General features: G+C 68.6%; 24 protein-coding genes. 13 read left to right on the top strand and 11 right to left on the bottom strand.

Translation table 11 applies throughout. The features are described from left to right. Window positions 1-6 precede the first annotated feature (6 nt). Complete coding sequence (locus ABFX45_RS41600) at window positions 7-252, top strand: DUF3039 domain-containing protein (RefSeq protein ID WP_109640421.1); 246 nt, start codon at window positions 7-9, stop codon at window positions 250-252. A gap of 68 nt (window positions 253-320) precedes the next feature. Here ABFX45_RS41600 and ABFX45_RS41605 read toward each other — a convergent pair whose 3' ends face one another. Then, window positions 321-1,424, bottom strand: coding sequence for a YihY/virulence factor BrkB family protein (locus tag ABFX45_RS41605; protein WP_428834288.1), 1,104 nt, complete (start codon window positions 1,422-1,424; stop codon window positions 321-323). Window positions 1,425-1,565: 141 nt separating this feature from the next. On the opposite strand from ABFX45_RS41605, the gene ABFX45_RS41610 reads away from it, so the two are divergent. Further along, window positions 1,566-3,251 (top strand): DEAD/DEAH box helicase, encoded by a 1,686-nt coding sequence (locus ABFX45_RS41610; protein WP_233440117.1) that lies wholly within the window; start codon window positions 1,566-1,568, stop codon window positions 3,249-3,251. 76 nt (window positions 3,252-3,327) lie between these two features. On the opposite strand, the gene ABFX45_RS41615 is transcribed toward ABFX45_RS41610, so the two are convergent. After that, window positions 3,328-4,131, bottom strand: a complete 804-nt coding sequence (locus ABFX45_RS41615; protein WP_346136453.1) for a class I SAM-dependent methyltransferase — start codon at window positions 4,129-4,131, stop codon at window positions 3,328-3,330. Between the two features lie 47 nt (window positions 4,132-4,178). Here ABFX45_RS41615 and ABFX45_RS41620 point away from each other — a divergent pair, with 47 nt between their 5' ends. The 5 genes from ABFX45_RS41620 (at window position 4,179) to ABFX45_RS41640 (ending at window position 9,542) form a co-directional block, all read left to right on the top strand. Then, window positions 4,179-4,769 carry a TetR/AcrR family transcriptional regulator gene (locus ABFX45_RS41620; RefSeq protein WP_346136455.1) on the top strand — a complete coding sequence of 197 codons (591 nt, stop codon included), beginning with the start codon at window positions 4,179-4,181 and terminating at the stop codon, window positions 4,767-4,769. A gap of 192 nt (window positions 4,770-4,961) precedes the next feature. Further along, complete coding sequence (locus tag ABFX45_RS41625; RefSeq protein ID WP_109640416.1) at window positions 4,962-6,083, top strand: sugar ABC transporter substrate-binding protein; 1,122 nt, start codon at window positions 4,962-4,964, stop codon at window positions 6,081-6,083. Window positions 6,084-6,158: 75 nt separating this feature from the next. Next, window positions 6,159-6,932, top strand: coding sequence for an ATP-binding cassette domain-containing protein (locus ABFX45_RS41630; RefSeq protein ID WP_109640415.1), 774 nt, complete (start codon window positions 6,159-6,161; stop codon window positions 6,930-6,932). Between the two features lie 20 nt (window positions 6,933-6,952). Beyond that, window positions 6,953-8,380, top strand: coding sequence for a sugar ABC transporter permease (locus ABFX45_RS41635; RefSeq protein WP_109640641.1), 1,428 nt, complete (start codon window positions 6,953-6,955; stop codon window positions 8,378-8,380). Window positions 8,381-8,384: 4 nt separating this feature from the next. After that, window positions 8,385-9,542 carry an ROK family protein gene (locus ABFX45_RS41640; protein ID WP_346136458.1) on the top strand — a complete coding sequence of 386 codons (1,158 nt, stop codon included), beginning with the start codon at window positions 8,385-8,387 and terminating at the stop codon, window positions 9,540-9,542. A gap of 61 nt (window positions 9,543-9,603) precedes the next feature. Here the strand turns inward: ABFX45_RS41640 and ABFX45_RS41645 are convergent, their stop codons facing one another. The 4 genes from ABFX45_RS41645 to ppgK form a co-directional block, all read right to left on the bottom strand. Next, window positions 9,604-9,783, bottom strand: coding sequence for a DUF7455 domain-containing protein (locus ABFX45_RS41645; protein WP_407657002.1), 180 nt, complete (start codon window positions 9,781-9,783; stop codon window positions 9,604-9,606). A gap of 404 nt (window positions 9,784-10,187) precedes the next feature. Further along, entirely contained in the window at window positions 10,188-10,730 is a 543-nt protein-coding gene (locus tag ABFX45_RS41650; RefSeq protein WP_346136460.1) for a helix-turn-helix domain-containing protein, read from the bottom strand. Between the two features lie 146 nt (window positions 10,731-10,876). Then, on the bottom strand, window positions 10,877-12,235 hold the full coding sequence (locus ABFX45_RS41655; RefSeq protein WP_211337631.1) for an RNA polymerase sigma factor: 1,359 nt from the start codon (window positions 12,233-12,235) through the stop codon (window positions 10,877-10,879). 187 nt (window positions 12,236-12,422) lie between these two features. Next, complete coding sequence (ppgK, locus tag ABFX45_RS41660; RefSeq protein WP_109640412.1) at window positions 12,423-13,184, bottom strand: polyphosphate--glucose phosphotransferase; 762 nt, start codon at window positions 13,182-13,184, stop codon at window positions 12,423-12,425. A gap of 115 nt (window positions 13,185-13,299) precedes the next feature. Here ppgK and ABFX45_RS41665 point away from each other — a divergent pair, with 115 nt between their 5' ends. Further along, the gene (locus tag ABFX45_RS41665) at window positions 13,300-14,094 is read left to right on the top strand and encodes an inositol monophosphatase family protein (RefSeq protein ID WP_109640411.1); all 795 of its coding nucleotides are present in this window, start codon (window positions 13,300-13,302) and stop codon (window positions 14,092-14,094) included. A 491-nt stretch (window positions 14,095-14,585) separates the two neighbouring features. Here the strand turns inward: ABFX45_RS41665 and cei are convergent, their stop codons facing one another. Next, window positions 14,586-15,290, bottom strand: coding sequence for an envelope integrity protein Cei (cei, locus tag ABFX45_RS41670; RefSeq protein WP_109640409.1), 705 nt, complete (start codon window positions 15,288-15,290; stop codon window positions 14,586-14,588). Between the two features lie 421 nt (window positions 15,291-15,711). Here cei and ABFX45_RS41675 point away from each other — a divergent pair, with 421 nt between their 5' ends. After that, window positions 15,712-16,011 carry a DUF4193 domain-containing protein gene (locus ABFX45_RS41675; RefSeq protein WP_030464829.1) on the top strand — a complete coding sequence of 100 codons (300 nt, stop codon included), beginning with the start codon at window positions 15,712-15,714 and terminating at the stop codon, window positions 16,009-16,011. Window positions 16,012-16,068: 57 nt separating this feature from the next. Here the strand turns inward: ABFX45_RS41675 and ABFX45_RS41680 are convergent, their stop codons facing one another. Continuing rightward, complete coding sequence (locus ABFX45_RS41680) at window positions 16,069-16,530, bottom strand: DUF3093 domain-containing protein (RefSeq protein ID WP_346136463.1); 462 nt, start codon at window positions 16,528-16,530, stop codon at window positions 16,069-16,071. A gap of 24 nt (window positions 16,531-16,554) precedes the next feature. Between ABFX45_RS41680 and dut the strand changes: the two genes are divergently transcribed. Both dut and ABFX45_RS41690 read left to right on the top strand, forming a co-directional pair. Next, complete coding sequence (dut, locus tag ABFX45_RS41685) at window positions 16,555-17,037, top strand: dUTP diphosphatase (RefSeq protein WP_109640407.1); 483 nt, start codon at window positions 16,555-16,557, stop codon at window positions 17,035-17,037. A gap of 3 nt (window positions 17,038-17,040) precedes the next feature. Next, complete coding sequence (locus tag ABFX45_RS41690; protein WP_112229312.1) at window positions 17,041-17,655, top strand: DUF3710 domain-containing protein; 615 nt, start codon at window positions 17,041-17,043, stop codon at window positions 17,653-17,655. On the opposite strand, the gene ABFX45_RS41695 is transcribed toward ABFX45_RS41690, so the two are convergent. After that, window positions 17,652-18,308, bottom strand: a complete 657-nt coding sequence (locus tag ABFX45_RS41695) for an alpha/beta fold hydrolase (protein ID WP_346136466.1) — start codon at window positions 18,306-18,308, stop codon at window positions 17,652-17,654. The genes ABFX45_RS41690 and ABFX45_RS41695 overlap by 4 nt on opposite strands. Window positions 18,309-18,392: 84 nt before the next feature. On the opposite strand from ABFX45_RS41695, the gene ABFX45_RS41700 reads away from it, so the two are divergent. Both ABFX45_RS41700 and ABFX45_RS41705 read left to right on the top strand, forming a co-directional pair. Further along, window positions 18,393-18,758: an OB-fold nucleic acid binding domain-containing protein gene (locus tag ABFX45_RS41700; RefSeq protein WP_036013248.1), complete on the top strand. Its 366-nt coding sequence runs from the start codon at window positions 18,393-18,395 to the stop codon at window positions 18,756-18,758. Further along, window positions 18,755-19,504 (top strand): DUF3159 domain-containing protein, encoded by a 750-nt coding sequence (locus tag ABFX45_RS41705; protein ID WP_346136468.1) that lies wholly within the window; start codon window positions 18,755-18,757, stop codon window positions 19,502-19,504. The genes ABFX45_RS41700 and ABFX45_RS41705 overlap by 4 nt, the downstream gene beginning before the upstream one ends. Window positions 19,505-19,573: 69 nt before the next feature. Here the strand turns inward: ABFX45_RS41705 and ABFX45_RS41710 are convergent, their stop codons facing one another. Beyond that, the gene (locus ABFX45_RS41710) at window positions 19,574-20,005 is read right to left on the bottom strand and encodes a helix-turn-helix transcriptional regulator (protein WP_346136470.1); all 432 of its coding nucleotides are present in this window, start codon (window positions 20,003-20,005) and stop codon (window positions 19,574-19,576) included. Next, window positions 20,002-20,181 (bottom strand): hypothetical protein, encoded by a 180-nt coding sequence (locus tag ABFX45_RS41715; RefSeq protein WP_346136472.1) that lies wholly within the window; start codon window positions 20,179-20,181, stop codon window positions 20,002-20,004. Before ABFX45_RS41715 ends, ABFX45_RS41710 begins: the two co-directional genes overlap by 4 nt. Window positions 20,182-20,199: the final 18 nt, after the last annotated feature.

The following is a 20,199-nucleotide window of genomic DNA, read 5'->3' on the forward strand; positions in this document are numbered from 1 at the left end:
GGGCGCGTGAGCACCCAGACTCTCCCCGAGGTCGACGTACGGCCGGAAGGCACCGACCACACCGGGGACGACACCCCGAAGATGTTCCATTACGTGCGCAAGGCGAAGATCGCCGAAAGCGCCGTGATGGGAACGCATGTGGTCGCCTTGTGCGGCGAGGTCTTCCCGGTGACGCGGTCGCCGAAGCCCGGTTCGCCGGTGTGCCCGGAGTGCAAGAAGATCTACGACAACCTGCCCGCCGGCGGCGAGTAGCCCGCAGAACCTGCTGACAGCCGTGTTCGGTGCCTCGAGTCGTCGAGGCACCGAACACGGCTGTTCTGCTATCCCCGCTGTTTTTCTTCCTCGGAGTGCGAGCGCTGCTCCTGGATCTGCAGTGGGGCGGTCAGCTGCGTGTCAGCCGGGGAAGGCGCCGAGTAGCTGTCGTTGTTGGACTCCTGCTTGGGCTTCGCGTTCTCCTCGCGGATGCGGGAGGCGGCGCGCTCCATCTCCAGGCGGCGCCAGCGGCGGCGCTGGCGCCGGGTCATGCGCGCGGGCCACATGTCCTGGATGGCGCTGTTGAAGTACGCGCCGATGGTGATCGCCAGGCCGATGAAGAACACGAAGAGCAGGAACGCGATCGGGGTCGCGAGGGCGCCGTAGGTGTAGCCGGTCGTGGTGATCCACTGGATGTACAGGCGCAGGCCGATGGACGACAGGATGAACACGGCCATGGCGAGGACCGCGCCCGGCAGGACGCGGTGCCACGGGAGCTTTCGCGGCAGAGCGAGCTTGTAGAGCATCGACAGCGACAGCACGAGCAGCAGGGCGACGCCGGGGTAGTAGAAGCGGCCCACCCACGTCTCGATGTAGGGCCGCCAGGACTGGGGGAAGAACTGCGGCAGGATGTCCGGGCCCAGCGCCAGTACCGGCAGGCCGACCACCAGCGCCACCAGGGACACCAGGTAGAGCAGCAGGGCGAAGATGCGCTGCCACAGCTCGTTGCGGACGCCGTACTGGCCGTGCGCGACCGTGATCGCGTCGACGAACGACGACATGGCCGACGAGCCCGCCCACAGTGAGATCAGGAAGCCGATGGAGACGATCTCGCCCTTGCCGGTGCTGAGGATCTCCGCGACCGTGGGCTGGATCACGTCGTTGACGACGTCCGCGCTGAAGATCGTGCGGGTGAACCCGATGATCTTGTCCTGGACGGCGGAGACCACCTCGTTGCCGAACCAGTCGCCGAGATAGCCCATCGCGCCCAGCACACCGAGCAGCAGTGGCGGGAACGACAGCGTCTGCCAGAACGCCGCCTCGGCGGCTTCTGAGAAGATGTTGCCCTGCCACGCCTTCGACAGCGTGCGCGCGAGTAGACGCAGCGGCCCCTTGCGGCCGGACCTGCGTGCGTCGTTGTCGGTAGGCGAACCCATCGCAGAGACAAGCATGGTGCATGCCGCCACGTTTCGCGGCATCGACGCCGTGAACAGGTAGAGTCACGGTGCCCTCGGCAACGGTCTGCCTGAGGGCACTGCCATGTCTGACCTGCACAAATGAGGAGAAACACGTCTGTGACAGCGACAGCAGCAATGCGACCGCTGCGGGCATGGCAGCGCCGCGCGCTGACCAAGTACCTCGCCGCCAAGCCGCAGGACTTCCTCGCCGTCGCTACACCTGGCGCGGGTAAGACGACCTTCGGACTGCGCGTCGCCGCCGAGCTGCTGGCCGACCGGACGATCGAGGCCGTCACGATCGTCACGCCCACCGAGCACCTCAAGCACCAGTGGGCGAAGGCCGCTGCCGAGCAGGGCATCCACATCGACTCGAACTTCCGCAACACCAACGCGATGACCTCCCGCGACTACCACGGCGTGGCCGTGACGTACGCGCAGGTGGCCGCCCATCCGACGTTGCACCGGGTGCGCACGGAGAACCGCAAGACCCTCGTGCTGCTCGACGAGGTCCACCACGGTGGTGACGCCAAGTCGTGGGGTGAGGCGATCCGCGAGGCGTTCACGCCCGCGGTCCGCCGGCTGTGCCTCACCGGTACACCGTTCCGCTCTGACGACTCGCCGATCCCGTTCGTCACCTACGAGGAGGGCGCCGGCGGCTTCAAGACGTCCAAGGCCGATCACACGTACGGGTACTCCGACGCGTTGCGCGACGGCGTCGTCCGGCCCGTGCTGTTCCTGGCGTACTCGGGCGAGGCGTCATGGCGGACCAGCGCGGGCGAGGAGTTCACCGCACGGCTCGGCGAGCCGCTGACGCAGGAGCAGACCGCACGGGCGTGGCGCACGGCGCTCGACCCGGCCGGCGACTGGATGGCGTCCGTCCTGCGCGCCGCCGACCAGCGACTCACCCAGAAGCGTGAGAACGGCCTGCCGGACGCCGGTGGCCTGGTGATCGCGACCGACCAGGAGACCGCCAAGGCCTACGCGCAGGTTCTGTACCGCGTGACAGGGCAGACCGCCACCGTCGTCCTCTCGGACGATCCGAAGGCGTCGGGCAAGATCGCCGAGTTCGCCGCGACGAACGAACGCTGGATGATCGCCGTCCGGATGGTGTCCGAGGGCGTCGACGTGCCGCGCCTCGCGGTCGGCGTGTACGCGACGTCGTCGTCGACCCCGCTGTTCTTCGCCCAGGCCATCGGCCGCTTCGTGCGTGCCCGCAAGCCCGGCGAGACCGCCTCTGTGTTCCTGCCGTCGGTGCCGGTGCTGTTGCAGCTCGCGTCCGAGCTGGAGGCCGAGCGCGACCACGTCCTGGGCAAGCCGCACCGCGAGAAGGACGGCTGGGACGACGAGCTGCTGGCCGCCGCGAACCAGACCAAGGACGAGCCGGGCGAGGACGAACGCGCCTTCACCGCGCTCGGCACCACGGCCGAGCTCGACCAGGTGATCTTCGACGGTGCCTCGTTCGGCACGCCGACCCTCGCGGGCTCCGAGGAGGAGCAGGACTACCTGGGTCTGCCGGGACTCCTGGAGCCCGACCAGGTGCGCACGCTGCTGCTGCAGCGTCAGGAGGAGCAGCTCGCTTCCGCCGCCAAGCGTCCCAAGGTCGAGGCGGTGGTGCGTGAGGCGAGGCCCGCCAGCGTGCAGGAACGCCTCGCCTCACTGCGCAAGGAGCTCAACACCCTCGTCGCGATGCACCACCACCGCACCAAGAAGCCGCACGGCAAGATTCACAACCAGCTGCGCGAGTACTGCGGTGGGCCGCCCACGGCGATGGCCAGCATCGAGCAGCTCGAGGAACGGATCGCGACGCTTCGTTCCTGGTAGGACGCGCGGGCTCCTTTGCAATGAGTCTTTTGACTTCGTCCGCAAACGTTTTTTGCATGCGGTGATATGCGATATATCAGTTGCGGGTGACGGCGACGGCCAGCGTTTCGTAGGTCGACGTGAAGTTGCCGCCGTAGGCGTCGATGGCGGCGCCGACGCCGTCCAGCAGCTTGGTGAGCTGCTCCTCGGTGAGCAGTGCCATCGGGCTCATGGTGAGGATCAGGTCGAGGTACTCGGCAGTCGTGTAGGTGCGGTCCCACTGGACGCTCCACTCGGTCGGGTCGCCGAACTCGCCGGTGGCGATGAATCCCTCGGCGGTGCGCTTGCACCCCGCCGAGTAGGACGCCACTGCCTTCTCGAGGGTGTGCGCGACGCGGAGCGGGGCTTCCGGTGCGACCTTCTCGTAGACGTCGGCGACGGCCTGGGAGATCGGGTCCGGGGCGGCGAACACGTGCCAGAGAGCCACGAAGATCCCGCCGGGCCGCAGCACTCTGGCGACCTGGCGTGCTCCCGCCTCGGCGTCGACCCAGTGCCACGACTGGCCGGCGACGACGGCGTCGAACTCGCGGCCCGCGGGGTCCCAGGTCTCGAACTTCGAGACCTCCACCGTCACGCCCGTCTCGCGGGCGAACCCGGCCATCAGGTCGTCGTGTTCCACGCCGAGCACCTCGCAGCCCGCCGCGCGCAGCTGGCGGGACAGCTTGCCGGTGCCGCAGCCGACGTCGACGACGCGAGGTCCTGGGCTCGTCGAGACGATTCGTTCGACCAGTTCCGCGGGATAGGGCGGGCGGGTGCGGTCGTAGCGGGCGGCTTCCGCGCCGAACGAGCCGGCTAGCTGTTCACCGAGCTTCTTGTAGGCCTCGTCGTCTAAGTTGGGCATGTGCCCACCATAGTGGGCAAGCGCCCACTCAGCTAGGAGATTTCCGCGTGCCCACCGGTGTGCACCTGCGCGACGTGCGAGAACAGCTGTTCGGTGCGGCGGAGCGGCTGCTGGCCGAAGGCGGGCCGAGTGCGTTGACCAGTCGCGCGGTGACGGCCGAGGCGGGTGTTGCCAAGGGGGTGCTGCACCGGCACTTCGACGACTTCGACGCCTTCCTCGCGGAGTTCGTCCTCGACCGCGTGAACAAGATGGACGCGCGGGCGGAGGCGCTGCTGAACGCCGCGGGCAGTGGATCCGTCGTCGACAACCTCGCCGAGGCGATCACCGCCGTCTTCGGCTCGGTGGCCGTCGCGATCGTCGCCCTCGTGACCTTCCGGGACGACCTGCGCCGGCGCCTGCGTGAGACCTGGCCGGCCGGGGTTCCCGTGCTGACCGACGCCGCGATCATGATCAGGAACTACCTGGAGCGTGAGCGCGAGCTGGGGCGCGTGGGTGGCGTCGACCCCGACGGCGCCGCACCGATGCTCATCGGCACCGGGCATCTCCTCTTCGCCGACCGTGAGGTGCCGCCGTCGGCGGACGCCGTGCGCCGGATGGTCGCGTCCGTCGTCGCCCCCGATTTGGACAAAAACGACTGATATCCAATATATCGCTGCTGGATGCAGTAGCGCCGTGGTTACGCTCTCACAACTCTGGGTGACTAAATTTCGCCGCGGTTACCGCATCGTTGCGACTTAATCGGTTCAGTGTGGTTCCGGTCACGCATATGTCGGGCATACGTTGTGCGCCACAACATTCTCTGTGACACAGCGCAGTGAAAGGGATGGCGGATGCGCAGCAAGAGCCTCGCTTCCATCGCCGTTGCCGCGGGCCTCGCCCTGGCGGTCTCGGCGTGTGGCGCCAACACGTCCTCCGGTGGAGGAAGCACGAACACGAATTCTGGCAGCGGCGGGGGCGCAAAGGTCGGCGTGATCCTTCCTGAGACCGCCTCCTCCGCTCGTTGGGAGGGCTTCGACAAGCCGCTGCTCAAGGCAGCGCTGGAGAAGGAAGGCCTCAGCCCGGACATCCAGAACGCGCAGGGCGACGTCCAGAAGTTCAGCACCCTGGCCGACGGCATGATCAACGCCGGTGTCAAGGTCCTGATCATCGCGACGCCCAACAGCGAGGTCGGCGCTTCCGTCGCCAAGAAGGCGCAGGCGCAGGGCATCCAGGTCATCGACTACGACCGCCTGAACACCGGCGGCTCCTCGTCCTACTACGTGTCGTTCGACAACGTGAAGGTCGGCGAGCTGCAGGGCCAGGGCATGGCCGACGCGATGAAGAACGCCCCGCAGGGCGCGAACATCATCGAGATCGAGGGCGCGCCGACGGACAACAACGCGACCCTGTTCCACCAGGGCCAGCAGAACATCCTCAAGCCGCTGTACGACTCGGGCAAGCTCAAGCTGGTCCAGTCCCAGCCGATCGACAACTGGGACAACCAGAAGGGCGGCCAGGTCTTCGAGCAGATCCTGACCAGCAACGGCGGCAAGGTCGACGGCGTTGTCGCCGCGAACGACGGCCTCGCCGGCGCTGTCATCACGATCCTCAAGAAGGTCGGCCTGAACGGCAAGGTTCCGGTCACGGGCCAGGACGCCACGCCGGACGGCCTGCAGGCCGTGCTCCGCGGTGACCAGTACATGACCGTCTTCAAGCCGATCAAGGACGAGGCCGAGGCCGCCGCCAAGCTGGCCGCCGCGCTCGCCAAGGGCGACACCGCCGCCGCTGACGCTCTCGCGACCGGCAAGGTGAAGGACGACAAGGGCAACCGCGACGTCAAGTCCGTCCTGCTGACGGCTCAGCTGATCACCAAGGACAAGGTCAAGTCCGTCGTGGACGCGGGCTTCGTCAAGGCCTCGGACATCTGCGTGGCCGACACCCAGGCCGCCTGCACCGAGCTCGGCATCAAGTAGGACCGCTTGCGTCAAGGCGGGGTGCGGCACCTGCGCACCCCGCCTCGGCGCGTGGTAACCACGGAGGAATCCCCAGTGAGCGAGCCGATTCTCGAGCTGCGCGGCATCAACAAGAGCTTCGGTCCCGTGCACGTCCTGCACGACATCGACCTCACCGTCAACCCCGGCGAGGTCACCGCACTCGTCGGCGACAACGGCGCGGGCAAGTCGACGCTGGTCAAGTGCATCGCGGGCATCCACCCGACCGACTCGGGTGAGGTCCTGTTCGAGGGACAGCCGGTGCACATCAAGGGCCCGCGCGACGCCGCGGCGCTCGGGATCGAGGTCGTCTACCAGGACCTCGCGCTGGCCGACAACCTCGACATCGTCCAGAACATGTTCCTCGGCCGCGAACGCACCAAGGCCGGCCTGCTCGACGAGACGGACATGGAGCAGGCGGCGCGCAAGACGCTGGCCTCGCTGTCGGTCCGCACGGTCAAGTCGGTGCGCACGCAGGTCTCGTCGCTGTCCGGCGGTCAGCGCCAGACCGTCGCGATCGCCAAGGCCGTGCTGTGGAACAGCAAGGTCGTGCTGCTCGACGAGCCCACCGCGGCACTCGGCGTCGCACAGACGCGCCAGGTGCTCGACCTGGTCCGCCGGCTTGCGGAGCAGGGCCTCGGGGTCGTCCTGATCAGCCACAACATGAACGACGTGTTCGAGGTCGCCGACCGCATCGCGTGCCTGTACCTGGGCCGGATGGCGGCAGTGGTCGGGTCGAAGGACGTCACGCACGGCCAGGTGGTCGAGCTGATCACCGCGGGCCGTTCCGGTGACCTGGGCATCGCCCGCCCCGAGGCGGCGACGATCTGATGAGTTCCGAAGAGGCGAGCATGACCAACACCACCGAGACGCCCGCGCAGGACACCCCGCAGGGCGCCATCTCCGACTTCGGCATCGACACGACGTCGCAGTCCACCGGCGAAGCGGTGCGCGACTACTGGGCCAGGGTCCGCGGCGGCGAGCTCGGGTCGCTGCCCGCGCTGCTCGGGCTCGTCGTGCTGCTCATCGTGTTCAGTTCGTTGTCCGACACGTTCTTCACCCTCGGCAACCTCGCCAACCTGCTCCAGCAGGGCGCCAGCATCACGATCATCGCGATGGGCCTGGTGTTCGTGCTGCTGCTCGGCGAGATCGACCTGTCGGCCGGTACCGCGTCCGGTGTGACCGCGTCGGTCATGGCACTGCACCTGATCCACAACGGCAACCTGCTCGGCGGCATGGGCGACACGGTGTTCTACGTGTTCTGCGGCCTGCTGGTGCTCGCGATCGTGCTCGCGGTGCTGATGAAGATCTGGGCGGGCGCCGCGCTGTCGGCCGTCGCGCTGGTCATCGCCGCGATCGGCATTCCCGCGAACGCCTGGCTGGAGATGCTGCTCGCGGTCTGCGTCGGCGCGGCCATCGGCTGCGTCACCGGCTTCCTGGTCGCGAAGGTCGGCATCCCGTCGTTCGTCGTGACCCTGGCGCTGTTCCTGGTCTGGGGCGGTGTCGTGCTGCAGCTCATCGGCCAGGGCGGCACGCTCGGCCTGCGTGACGACACGATCTTCAACGTCGCCAACGGCAACCTGGACTTCCTGGGTTCCTGGGCGTTGTTCGTCATCGCCATCGGTGGCTACGCGGCGGTCGTGCTCACCCGGCACTTCTCCCGGCTGCGCAAGGGACTCGTGGCCCAGCCCACCACGCTGGTGCTGGCCAAGATCGGTGCACTTGCGGTGCTGGCGGCGGTCATCACCTACGCGCTCTCGCTGAACCGGGCGCAGAGCAACCTCGTGGTGATCCAGGGCGTCCCGTACGTGGTGCCGCTGGTGCTGGTGCTGCTCGTGATCGGCACGTTCGTGCTCGACCGCACGAGCTACGGCCGGCACATCTACGCCGTCGGTGGCAACAAGGAAGCCGCGCGGCGCGCCGGTATCAACGTCGAGCGGATCCGGATGAGCGTCTTCGTGATCGCCTCCTCGGCGGCAGCGATCGGCGCGATCGTGTACTCGTCCAAGGTCGGCTCGGTCGACCCGAACGCCGGTGGCGGCAACACGCTGCTGCTGTCGGTCGGTGCGGCCGTCATCGGTGGCACGTCGCTGTTCGGCGGCAAGGGCCGGCTGCGTGACGCGGTCATCGGTGGCGCGGTCCTCGCGATCATCCAGAACGGCATGGGCCTGCTCAGGCAGCCAGCCGCGGTCGTGTTCATCGTGACCGGTCTGGTCCTCCTGCTCGCCGCGAGCGTCGACGCGTTGTCCCGCCGCCGGGCGGCCAACGCGGCTCGATGACGCGGTGACAGGACCTACGTCCGGCACCCGTCCAGACGAGATCCGCAGGCACAACAGGACGGCGCTGCTGCGTCGCCTGCACGTCGACGGACCGTCCACCAGGGCGTCGCTCGCGGCTGAGCTCGGGCTCAACCGCAGCACGATCAAGGCCCTGGTGGACGGCCTCGCCGAAGCCGGTGTGGTGGCCGAACGCGTGCCCGCTCAGCGCAGCGGTGCCGGCCGCCCCTCGTTGCTCGTCCTGCCCCAGCCGCACGCCGCGGTCGTGATCGCGATCGACGTGCGGGTGGAGCAGGTGGCGATGGGGTTCGTCGGCCTCGGCGGGGAGATCCTCGGACGGGACAGCTGGAACCTGCATCACCGGACGCGTGATCCGGGAGAGGTCATCACGCACATCGTCGAGTCGGCGCGCCTCATGGCCGACGACCTCGACGTCACCGCGGTCGGGGTCGGCGTGTCGGTGCCTGGTGTCGTCCGGCGCTCGGACGGCCAGGTGCACGAGGCGCCGAACCTGCACTGGTCCGGGGTCGCGCTCGGCAAACGCCTCGAGGCGGTGCTGAAGCTGCCGGTCCAGGTCGGCAACGACGCGGAGCTCGGAGCGCTGGCGGAGCACGTGCGCGGCGCGGCTCAGTCGTCCTCGGACATGGTCTACATCTCCGCGGACGTCGGCGTCGGCGGCGGAGTGATCCTGTCGGGGCAGCCGTTGCGCGGCGCCGGCGGTTACGTCGGTGAGCTGGGGCACATGGTCGTGCGTCCCGGCGGTCGTCGTTGCTACTGCGGCTGCGAGGGGTGCTGGGAGACCGAGGTCGGCGAACCGGCGCTGTGCCGGGCCCTGGGGCTGCCGGACGACGCGCCGCGCGGTGCCGTCGTCGCGGCGTTGCGGGCGTTGGACGACCCGTCGGTGCTCAGTGAGTTCGCGGACTGGCTGGCGCTGGGACTCGCGAACATCGTCAACGTGCTGGGGCCGGAGCTCGTCGTGCTGGGCGATCTCTACACCGCGCTGCCTGCGTCGCTCGTGGACTCGGTGGGCACCGTTGTGCAGCAACGGAGTCTGGTGTCCCGAGCGGTCGGCGGCACGCAGATCGTGACGTCGCCGCTGGGCCGCGACGCCAAGCTGATCGGTGCGGCCGAACTGGCCTTCGAACCCGTGCTGGACGCGCTGTAAAAGCGAAGGGGGCGGAGATCCAGTGAGGATCTCCGCCCCGAGCGGCTAGGTGGGGTGGAAGTCAGCCCTGCTGAATCTCAGCAGCGAGTTCGCGCAACTTTTCGCTGTGTGCGCGGGAGTGGTGCCCGCAGAACAGCAGCTCGCCCCCGGACGGGAGAATTGCGCGAACCTGGGCAGCAGCCCCGCAGCGGTCGCAGCGGTCGGCAGCGGTCAACTCGGGGCGGGTGAGTGCTGCAGTCATGATGGATCTCCCTCCGTCCCAGCACCGATACGAAGTGTTTCGGTGCCCTCTTACCAAGCTGCGACCACGGCGCCCCTGGCTGGTGCGCGGTGCTCGCTGGCTCCACTCTGACAGACGTTCTGGCGATAGTCAGTGTTCCCGTGTGCGTGGCGACTCGCGTCACTATGCGATTTACCCGTCTGCAGCAGGTTCACACTCGCATTTGCCACCGGTTCACCGTCTTGACACGCACGGAGAGCAACCGAAAACCCGCTGGTGGAGCAGTGGATTCGGGCTGTTCGGTCGGTTGCGTGCGACCGTGAGTGTGATATCGGTTGCCCTTGTCCGCCCGCAGCGAACAGGTCACGAACGTCCCACGATTCGGACGCGGGACCGTGATCAAACTCCCGGATCGCACCGTCCGATCAGCTCGCGAGGGCCGCGCTGATCGCCCGTGCGGCGTGCCCCACCGCCTCCTTCAGAGCGGTGGCGCTGCGGCCGCTGTCGAGCACCGCGGAGACGGTGCCGACGACGCTGCTGGTCGCCGTGCGCACCGGAGCGCTGACGAACTCCATGCCCGCCGGAACCGTGGCGCCGGGACGCAGCCGTGCCACGTCCTCCGCGCGCACGATGCTCGCCGCGGCGACGAGCACCCGGTCACGCCGGGGCACCGCGAGGATCGTCGACGTCCTGATGGTCGCGGACAACGCGCGCAGCGGCTGGCGTGCCACCCGCATGATCCCCGGAACCGGTTCCCACGACTGCCCGAGCCGGAACATCCGCGCACCGATGCGGTAGCGGCCGCGCACGTTCTCGACCGCGCCGAGGACCTCCATCTGGTCCGGAAGACGGTGCACCGTCTTCTTCGGCATCTCGCAGCGGTCGGCGAGTTGCGTGAGCCCCAGCTCACCCTCGTCCATCAGCTTGTCCAGCAGTGAGAAAGCCCCTTCGAGCACTGACCTGCCCATGTTTCCTGTACATGGGTACTCATCTTTCTGCATACGTCCGATCACGCCTGGTCACAGCGCGCGATCCGGTTCCGGGGGAACTCCCGGAAAAAGAAGATCCCCGCACCGAACCGGTGCGGGGATCTCTGCGTATGCCTCAGTGAGACCTAGTCGAGGTAGTCGCGCAGGACCTGCGAGCGCGACGGGTGACGCAGCTTCGACATCGTCTTGGACTCGATCTGGCGGATGCGCTCACGCGTGACGCCGTAGACCTGGCCGATCTCGTCCAGCGTGCGCGGCTGGCCGTCGGTGAGGCCGAACCGCAGGCGGACGACGCCCGCCTCGCGCTCGGACAGCGTCGCGAGCACGGACTGCAGCTGGTCCTGCAGCAGCGTGAACGAGACGGCGTCGACCGCGACGACGGCCTCGGAGTCCTCGATGAAGTCGCCGAGCTGGCTGTCGCCCTCGTCGCCGATCGTCTGGTCCAGCGAAATGGGCTCACGCGCGTACTGCTGGATCTCCAGCACCTTCTCGGGCGTGATGTCCATTTCCTTGGCGAGCTCTTCCGGCGTGGGCTCGCGGCCCAGGTCCTGCAGCAGCTCGCGCTGGATGCGACCCAGCTTGTTGATGACCTCGACCATGTGCACCGGGATGCGGATGGTGCGGGCCTGGTCGGCCATCGCGCGGGTGATCGCCTGCCGGATCCACCAGGTGGCGTACGTGGAGAACTTGTAGCCCTTGGTGTAGTCGAACTTCTCGACGGCGCGGATCAGGCCCAGGTTGCCCTCCTGGATCAGGTCCAGGAACGCCATGCCGCGGCCGGTGTAGCGCTTGGCCAGCGACACGACGAGACGCAGGTTCGCCTCGAGCAGATGGTTCTTGGCGCGCTCGCCGTCACGGACGATCCAGCGCAGGTCGCGGCGCAGCTGCGGGGTGAGCTTCTCCGCCTCCTCCTCAGCGCGGCGCACGCGCTCGGCGGCGTAGAGACCCGCCTCGATGCGCTTGGCGAGCTCGACCTCCTCCTCGGCGTTGAGGAGGGCGACCTTGCCGATCTGCTTGAGGTAGGCGCGGACGGAGTCGGCCGAGGCGGTGAGCTCCGCGTCCTTGCGCGCCTGGCGCAGGGCCTCGGACTCCTCCTCGTCCCAGACGAAGTCACCCTCGTTCTTGGGGTCCTCCGCCTCCTCCGGCTCGTCCACCAGGGGCTCGTCGACCAGTTCGACGTCCTCGGCCAGGTCTTCGGCGCCGGGAGCGCCTTCCATGTCCTCCGGCTCGTCGCCGTCGGCCTTCTTGGTCGCGCCCTTCGCGGCAGGATCGGCCTTGCCGGCCGTCTTGCGCGGGGTCTTCGCGCCGGCGGCCTTGGCGGCGGGCTTCTTCGCTGCCGCAGCGGTCGTCTTGCGCTTCGGCTTCTCCTCGGCCTCGCCGGCCGCGGTCGCCTTGGTCGTCTTGGCGGCGCTCGCGGCGGAGCTGGAGCGTCGGGTTGCGGTTTCTGCGGCTGCCACGTACGCCCTTTCGCGACGGTCGTTCAAGGCAAACCAGAGGGCGCGAAACCTCGGTCGCCAGAGTTCAGGGGATCTCCCCGCCGATCTTGCTTGGCGGGTGTGCGTTCCATTGTAACGACGTCGGTGACGCGGTGTTGCGCCCCGAGGTCGTTCGGGGCGCGCTCACCTGCGTTCTCGCAGCTAGATCGGGTCGGACACGTTTCGGTGTCGGCGGCTACGGCCTGACGCCGTGTGCGGCGGCCCATGCGGCACCGACGATGCCGGCGTCGTTCTTCAGCGCGGCCGCGACAACCTCGGTGCGCACCTCGAGCAGCGGCAACCACTTGTGCGCCTTCTTGCTGACGCCACCGCCGGCGATGATCAGATCGGGCCAGATGAGGTCCTCGAGGACGTTGATGTACCGCGTGACCCGCGGCGTCCACTCCTCCCAGGACAGGCCCTTGTCCTCCTTCACCGACGCGGCCGCGCGCTTCTCCGCGTCGTGCCCGTCGACCTGGAGGTGGCCGAACTCGGTGTTCGGGACGAGCTTGCCGTCGAGGAACACCGCGCTGCCGATGCCCGTGCCGAAGGTCAGCAGCACCACGGTGCCGTTCTTGCCGACGCCCGCGCCGAACGACATCTCGGCGATGCCGGCCGCGTCCGCGTCGTTCATCACGACGATGTCCTCGGGCTTGCGCTTGAGGCGCTCGGCGAAGAGCTGCTGGGCGTCACAGTTGATCCAGCCCTTGTCGACGTTCGCCGCGCTCAGAGCCACACCGTGCTTGACCACGCAGGGGAGCGTGACGCCGACGGGGCCGTCCCACTGGAACTTCTCGACGATCTCGGCGACGACGTCGGCCACCGCGTCCGGCGTCGAGGGCTGAGGCGTGGGGATCCGCATGCGTTCGCCGTCCAGTGTTCCTGCTTCGAGGTCGACCAGGCCGCCCTTGACTCCGGAGCCGCCGATGTCCACACCGAACCCGCGGGTGATGCCCATCCCCGTGGTCCTTCCTACTCGATCCTGCTGGCTTCGATTCAGTAACCGTGGTGCGCAGACATTAGCCTGACGTTGTCCGATAGTCCCGTGCTAGTGACGTAGGAGGGAACCGGTCGTGTTCGACCCCCGGCCACTCGTAGACATCGCGACGGACATCGGACGGGAAGCGGGTGCTCTTGTTCAGCGGATGCGCGCTTCCGCGGTGGTGTCGTTCGACACGAAAAGCACCTCGACGGACGTCGTGACCGCCGCGGACCGCGCCTCAGAACAACTCGTCCGGACGCGTCTGTCCGAGTTGCGTCCCGGCGAGCCTGTGCTCGGCGAAGAAGAGGGCGGCACGGTCGTGGAGGGGCTCACGTGGGTCGTCGACCCCATCGACGGCACCGTCAACTACCTCTACGGCATCCCCTGGTACTCGGTGTCGATCGCCGCGCAGCTCGACGGTGAGTCGGTCGCGGGCGCCGTCGTGGAGCCGGCGACCGGCCGGGTGTGGACGGCGGCCCGCGGGTACGGCGCTTTCCTGGACGGCTCTCCGTTGCGCGTGTCCACGGCTACCGATCTGTCGCTGTCGTTGCTCGGTTACGGGTTCGCGTACCGGCCGGAGCGGCGTCAGCGGCAAGCCGACACGTGGGCGGCCATGGCGACACGGGTGCGTGACCTGCGGCGGGCCGGTGCCGCGTCACTGGATCTCTGCTCGGTGGCCGCCGGTCGGCTCGACGCCTACGCGGAGCACGCGCTGGGGCGGTGGGACTGGGCCGCCGGTGGGCTGATCGCTGCCGAGGCCGGTGCCGTCGTGCGGCTGCCGGGGTCGTCGCCGGAGCTGGGGGAGGACGCGACGTTCGCGGCCGCGCCGGGTATCGCCGACGCCATGTACAACGCGCTCGTCGAGTCGGGCTTCGGCAAGGTCTGATTGGCCCTGCATCGAGGGGCTTATGCAAAACACGTTTGCGGACGTCCGCAAACGTCTTTTGCATAACCAATATATTAGTGCTCTGAACTGTGACTTTGTGGAGCGTCGCGGACCGGTGACACGCACGGCACCTTTACAGGTGCGCGCTCGGTACGGCGTCACGCGTTGGTTGGTGACGTGGTGCGTTGATTTGGTGGTGTCGTGCGGTGCAGCGTGCGACAGCCCCGGATGAACGGTTCGGGTGACGGGAACACGACCAGGTGCGAGGAACCTCGCCAGCATGATCGACCAGACGTTGTGCAGGTCCCAGCACTGTGCTCACTAGGGCGTCGAGATGACCACGTGATCACACCGGCAGGACGGCGTCGAACTTCAGGCTGAACCACACCCATCTCAGGTCCCAGCACAGAACGCCGAAGGATGCACGGGCGAGCCTCGCCACGAGACGTGTTCGCTGGCAGGGGATCAGACGTCCACGGTGAAGGGGAAAGTCAGCAGGTCACGTCGCGGGCGCCGGCGAGGTTGTCCGCGTTCAGCGTCGGCGGGGTGGCCGCCGCCACCTGGCCGCCCTGCTGCTCCGGCTGCTGCTCGGCCCACTCCTTGAGCTGGTCGAGCACCTTGCGGGCGTCGGCGTTCGGCTTGACCTCGTCGAACTTCTTGCCGATCGCCACGTCGACGGTGGCGTCCTGGCGGTCGTCGCGCACGAGCTCGAGGCACGGTTCCAGCAGTGACAACGTCCTGGCCGCCTGGGCGCCGGGGGCTCCGAAGCGGATCTGGCCGCGGCAGTTCATGTCGCCGGCCGGGTAGATCGGGTCGTTGCCCGGGTCGGCCGCCTGCTTCAGGCCGAGCTCGGTGAACATCGTCGCGACGGCCTTGGCGTGGTTGCGCTGCGTCGAGGCGTTGATGACCTTGAAGTTGACGTCGCCGACCGGCACCGGGTCGGTGCGGTCCAGCGCGTCGTGCTCCAGCACCGTGCCGAGCGCGGGGGGAGGCGGGGTCGACGGGTTGGCCGGGTCGGCTGAGGTGGTCGCGTGGCCGGGTGGGTTGCACTTGATGGCCGCGTCGACGTCGCTGGCGTTGCCGAGCACCTTCACCCACACGAACACGGAACTGACCAACAGCACCGCGAACAGGACGAGCGCGGGCAGGGGCCGACGCCGTTTGTATGGCGTCAAGCTTCCCGATGCGGGTCCCACGTCCGAAGCCCTCCCCGTGTTCCGTCCCCTGTGATCAGCCTAGGCCCTGCCCGGCTGTCGCGCGCCCTGGCGGGCGTGACCGACCGCACCTCCCTGATTGCTCACAGTCAGGACGGTACCGGCCCGGCGTCAGGTTGCACGCCGGGGTTCACGTGCTCCCGCACAGGGTATCGGTCCAGCGTAGAAAGGTTGTGTTACCCATCCGGTCGGTAAGGGGTAACCCGATGTCGAGTCACTCGGACAATGAGCTACCCTCTGCGCGCTCCGCCCACATGTGGATCAAGCCGACGGTCACGTCTAGGGGGTTGGCTTGCCACCGGGAGGGAGAGACCTACGTCACCTTGACGTGGGGCACAAAAGAGGGCGCTGGAGCGTTAACCAGCGACACGAACAGTCTCCGTAGACCGCAGGGGTGAAGAAGATGGCGACCGACTACGACGCGCCGCGTCGCAGCGAGGCGGACGAACTCGCTGAGGACTCCCTCGAGGAGTTGAAGGCCCGGCGGAACGAGACGCAGTCCGGCGTCGTCGACGTCGACGAGGACGCGAGCGCGGAGAACTTCGAGCTGCCCGGCGCGGATCTGTCCGGTGAGGAGCTCACGTTCAAGGTCCTGCCCAAGCAGGCCGACGAGTTCACGTGCTCGAAGTGCTTCCTGGTGCACCACCGCAGCAGGCTCGCCGAGGACAACAACGGCGTGTACATCTGCCGCGACTGTGCTTGATCTCCAAAGCCGAGAAAACTGGGCGCTCACCCGCACGGGTGGCGCCCAGTTGTGTTCTCAGGACTTGATCGCGGCGGCGAGCTCCTCCGGGCGCCGCGTGCTGATCACCCAGTACGGCGTCGAGTCGTCCGGGTCGTTCACGCGCACCCGCACGAGCGGCTTCACCCAGCCGCGGTGCACGACGTACGCCGCCGGGTCGAGGTGCGGGCCCATGGCCTTGCGCCGGTCCTCGGGGGCGATGATCTCGACGTCGCCGAGCAGGTCCAGCGGGATGTGCGCGTCACCGGCCCGCAGCTCGCCGTCGGACACCTCGACCTTCGTCGACCCCATGCGCACGATCAGCACGACCGTGAGCGGCAGCAGGATCACGTACGGCAGCCAGGAGCGGACACCGGGGAAGCCCATGTGCACCTCGGCGGCCAGCAGCGCGGCCGCCAGCAGCGGCAGCGGCCAGATCCACCACGTCACGTACAGGCGCTCGCGGAAGGTCGTAGTGGCGGTCACGGCAGTCTCACTCACGTCGTCAGGGTAATCTCGCCCGCCGTGTCCAGCGTCGAGGTGTTGCTGACCCGGCTCGATCCGGGGGTTCCCGTGCCCGCCTACGCCCGTCCCGGCGACGCGGGCGCCGATCTGGTCACCACGTCGGACGTGGTCATTCCACCAGGCGAGCGCGCGGTCGTCGGCACCGGTGTCGCCATCGCGCTCCCGGTGGGGTACGCAGGGTTCGTGCACCCCCGTTCCGGTCTGGCCGCGAGGGTCGGGTTGAGCGTGGTCAACACGCCCGGCACGATCGATTCCGGCTACCGCGGTGAGATCCGCGTTTGCCTCGTGAACCATGATCTCCGTGAGCCGATCGAGCTGTCGCGCGGCGACCGGATCGCCCAGCTCGTCGTGCAACGCGTCGAGCACGCGGTGTTCCGCGAGGTCGACGCGTTGCCGGAGACGGAACGCGGTGCGGGAGGCTACGGCTCGACCGGCGGGCACGTGGTGCTCGCCCGTACAGCGCTAACAGAGACCGAGGGGTAAGGGATGTTCGGAAGGCGCCGCAAGCGCGGTCGTCACTCCGCGGGGGCGGTCGACACCGGTCAGGAACACGACGAGGTCTTCGACGACGTCGAGGGCCCGTGGGACTCGACGATGGCTCCCCGTGACGATGTGCAGCGGCTCGACCTGGGATCGGTGCTCCTGCCGATGCCGGACGAGGCCCAGCTGCAGGTCGAGATGGACCAGCAGACCGGTGCCGTGCGCGCGGTGCACGTCCTCACACCCGTTGGGCAGCTGACGGTCAGCGCGTTCGCCGCGCCGAAGTCGGGTGGCCTCTGGAAGGAGGTCGGCGCCGAACTGATCGCCGGCCTGAAGGAGGACGGCGCCCGCATCAACCGCGAGAACGGCGAGTGGGGCGAGGAGATCACCGCGCGCAACCAGGGCGTGCAGATCCTCTTCGTCGGCGTCGACGGCCCGCGCTGGATGCTGCGCGGTGTCGCGGCCGGCCCGGAGGAGCACTTCGAGCAGAACTCCGCGGCGCTGCGGGAGATGCTGCGCGGCACCGTGGTCGTGCGCGGTGAGCAGCCGATGCCGCCCCGCACCCCGCTGCCGGTCGAGCTGCCGGAAGCGATCGCCCGGCACATCCAGCAGCAGGGCTAGCCCGCCTGTCGCCACGCCTGCACCGCGCGCCCCAGTGCGTGCGGGTAGGCGTCGAGCGTCGTCGTGGTGAGCACGGCGCGCGGGATGGCGTTCGCCCACTCCTCGGCGATCTCGATCGGGTGCACCGGGTCGTCGGTGCACCCGGCGATTCCCGTCGGCACGTCGAGGGTCTTCAGCTCGTCGAGCGTGGGCGCCGGCGACTCGGCGGCTTCTTCGAGGTGCGGGACCAGCAGGTCGCCGTAGCCGCGCCAGGCCCTGCTCAGCTCGTCGTGCAGCCAGCCGGTGGTGCCGGCGAGCGCCGTTTCGAGGCCCCGGCTCGCGACGATCGCCGCGCTGGCCTTGGCCGCGAGCGCGGCGGGTGCCCGATCGGGAGCTCCGGTCCAGGCCGGCAGCGCGAGGATCAGGCCCGCGCACCTGTCCGGGTTGGCCACGGCCCACTTCGCGGCCACGTGCGCGCCAAGTGAGACGCCGCCCACGACGATCGGGCGGCTTGCCGCGGCATTTTCGAGGGCCGTCAACCGTTCACTGAGTGTGCGGACGCGCGGAGCGTTGAGAACGGCACCGACCTGGGACAACGGCTCGGTGAAGACAGAACGGACAAACACCTCGTCCGAGGCGGTTCCGGGCAGAAGCACGACGGTGTGGACAGGCACGCCCGAGATTGTCGGTCCTCGTGCGTACCCTCACTCACAGACGGTCCACACCACGGGGCCACATGAGCAATGCAGGAGTCGGGGATGAGCGGCTATTGGCGCCGCTTGGTGCGTCGCTTGACCAGCGACGTCACCGAGCTCGACGCGGACGACCTCTCGCGAAAAGCGGAGGCCGTCGGCGCGGTGAAGGCCTGCGACTGCAAGTCCGGTGAGGAGGTCACCGTCCTCGGCAGGCTCCGCAGCGTGGAGCTCTGCCCCAGGGACGCGGCCGCCACGCTGGAAGCCGAGCTCTACGACGGCACCGAGGGCGTGACCCTCGTCTGGCTCGGCCGCCGTCGCATCGCGGGAATCGAGCCTGGTCGGACGATCAAGGCTCGTGGCCGCATCGCCGTGCGCGACGGGCGCAAGGTGCTCTACAACCCCTATTACGAGTTGCAGAACGCTTCATGACTTCAGCCAAGACCGAAGAACAGCAGCCCACCGTCCTCGAGCAGATGGGCGGCGTGAGCGGAATGCTCTACTCGTCGCTGCCCGTCGTCGTCTTCGTGATCGTCAACTTCGCCGCCAAGAACCTCATGGCCGCGATCATCAGCGCCCTCGCCGCCGCCGTCGTGATCGGCGTGATCCTGGCCGTCCGCAAGGGCACGGTCCAGCCGGCGATCTCCGCCGTCTTCGGCGTCGGCATCGCCGCGTTCATCGCCTACAAGACAGGCGAGGCCAAGGGATTCTTCCTCTTCGGCATCTGGCAGAGCATCGTCTACGGCAGCGCCTTCCTGCTGTCCATCATCGTGCGCTGGCCCCTGGCCGGTGTGATGTGGACGTTCCTCAACGGCCGCGACCGCTCCTGGCGCTCCGACAAGGCCTCGGTGCGCGACTACGACATCGCCACCTTCGTCTGGGCCCTCGTTTTCTTCGCCCGCTTCGTGGTGCAGCGCTGGCTCTACGACGAGGACCAGGTCGGCTGGCTGGCGGTCGCGCGCCTCGCCATGGGCTACCCGCTGATGGCCATCGCCCTGCTGGCGACGGTGTGGGCGGTCCGCCGGGCCGACAAGCGCCTGAAGGCGGCCGAGGAAGCTGCCGCGGTGACGGCCGCCGAGAAGGAGGTCCTCGACCGCACGGCCGACGACCTGCTCACTCCGGACATGGACGAGCTCAAGCGCGTCGACTCCGAGGCCCGCGACAAGTCCAGAGACTGACCCGTGCGTTCTCCGCGGCCGGCGCTTCCTCGTGGAGGCGTCGGCCGCGCCTTTTCCGGCTGACGCGGGTCACGCCGGGCCGAGCACGGTGCGCAGTTCGTCGCGCCCCGTCACTCCGAGCACGCCGTAGATCGCGTGCAGGTGGTTGTCGACCGTGCGCTTCGAGGTGTGGAGCCTCTCGGCGATCTGCTGGTTGGTCAGGCCGGACGTGGCCAGGCGGGCGACCTCCACCTGGCGGCGAGTCAGATGGGTGAGGTCCTCCACGCGCAGCGCCGGAGTGCTGACGCCGTCGAAGTCGCGCATCAGCAACGCCTGGCGGGCCGAGGCCTGGGAGGCGGCCCTGACGTTGCCCCGGGTCCGGTGCAGCCGTGCGGCGGAGGCGAGGGCTTCCTCGGCGTAGAGGGTAGCGCCCAGCCGCAGGAAATCCGTCGCCACCGCCTCCAGAACGGTCGGTGAGGCGTGCGCGAGTGCGGTCGCATGTGCCGCGTAGGCCGCGGTCATCGCGTCGTCCATGGTGGTCGTGAGGCCGCCAGACGCAGCGACGTGTCGACGCCGAAACGGGCGGCGTCGTGCAGAGCCATGGCTTCGCCGCAGTGCACGCCCAGCTCGGCGCACTCGTCGGCGGCCGCCATCGCCGCGTCGGCCGGGCCACGGACGTCGCCCGCGGCGGCGAGCACCCACGGACGGGCCCCGGC

This window comes from Lentzea roselyniae, from assembly GCF_039537795.1.
GTDB classification, from domain to species: Bacteria; Actinomycetota; Actinomycetes; order Mycobacteriales; family Pseudonocardiaceae; genus Lentzea; species Lentzea atacamensis.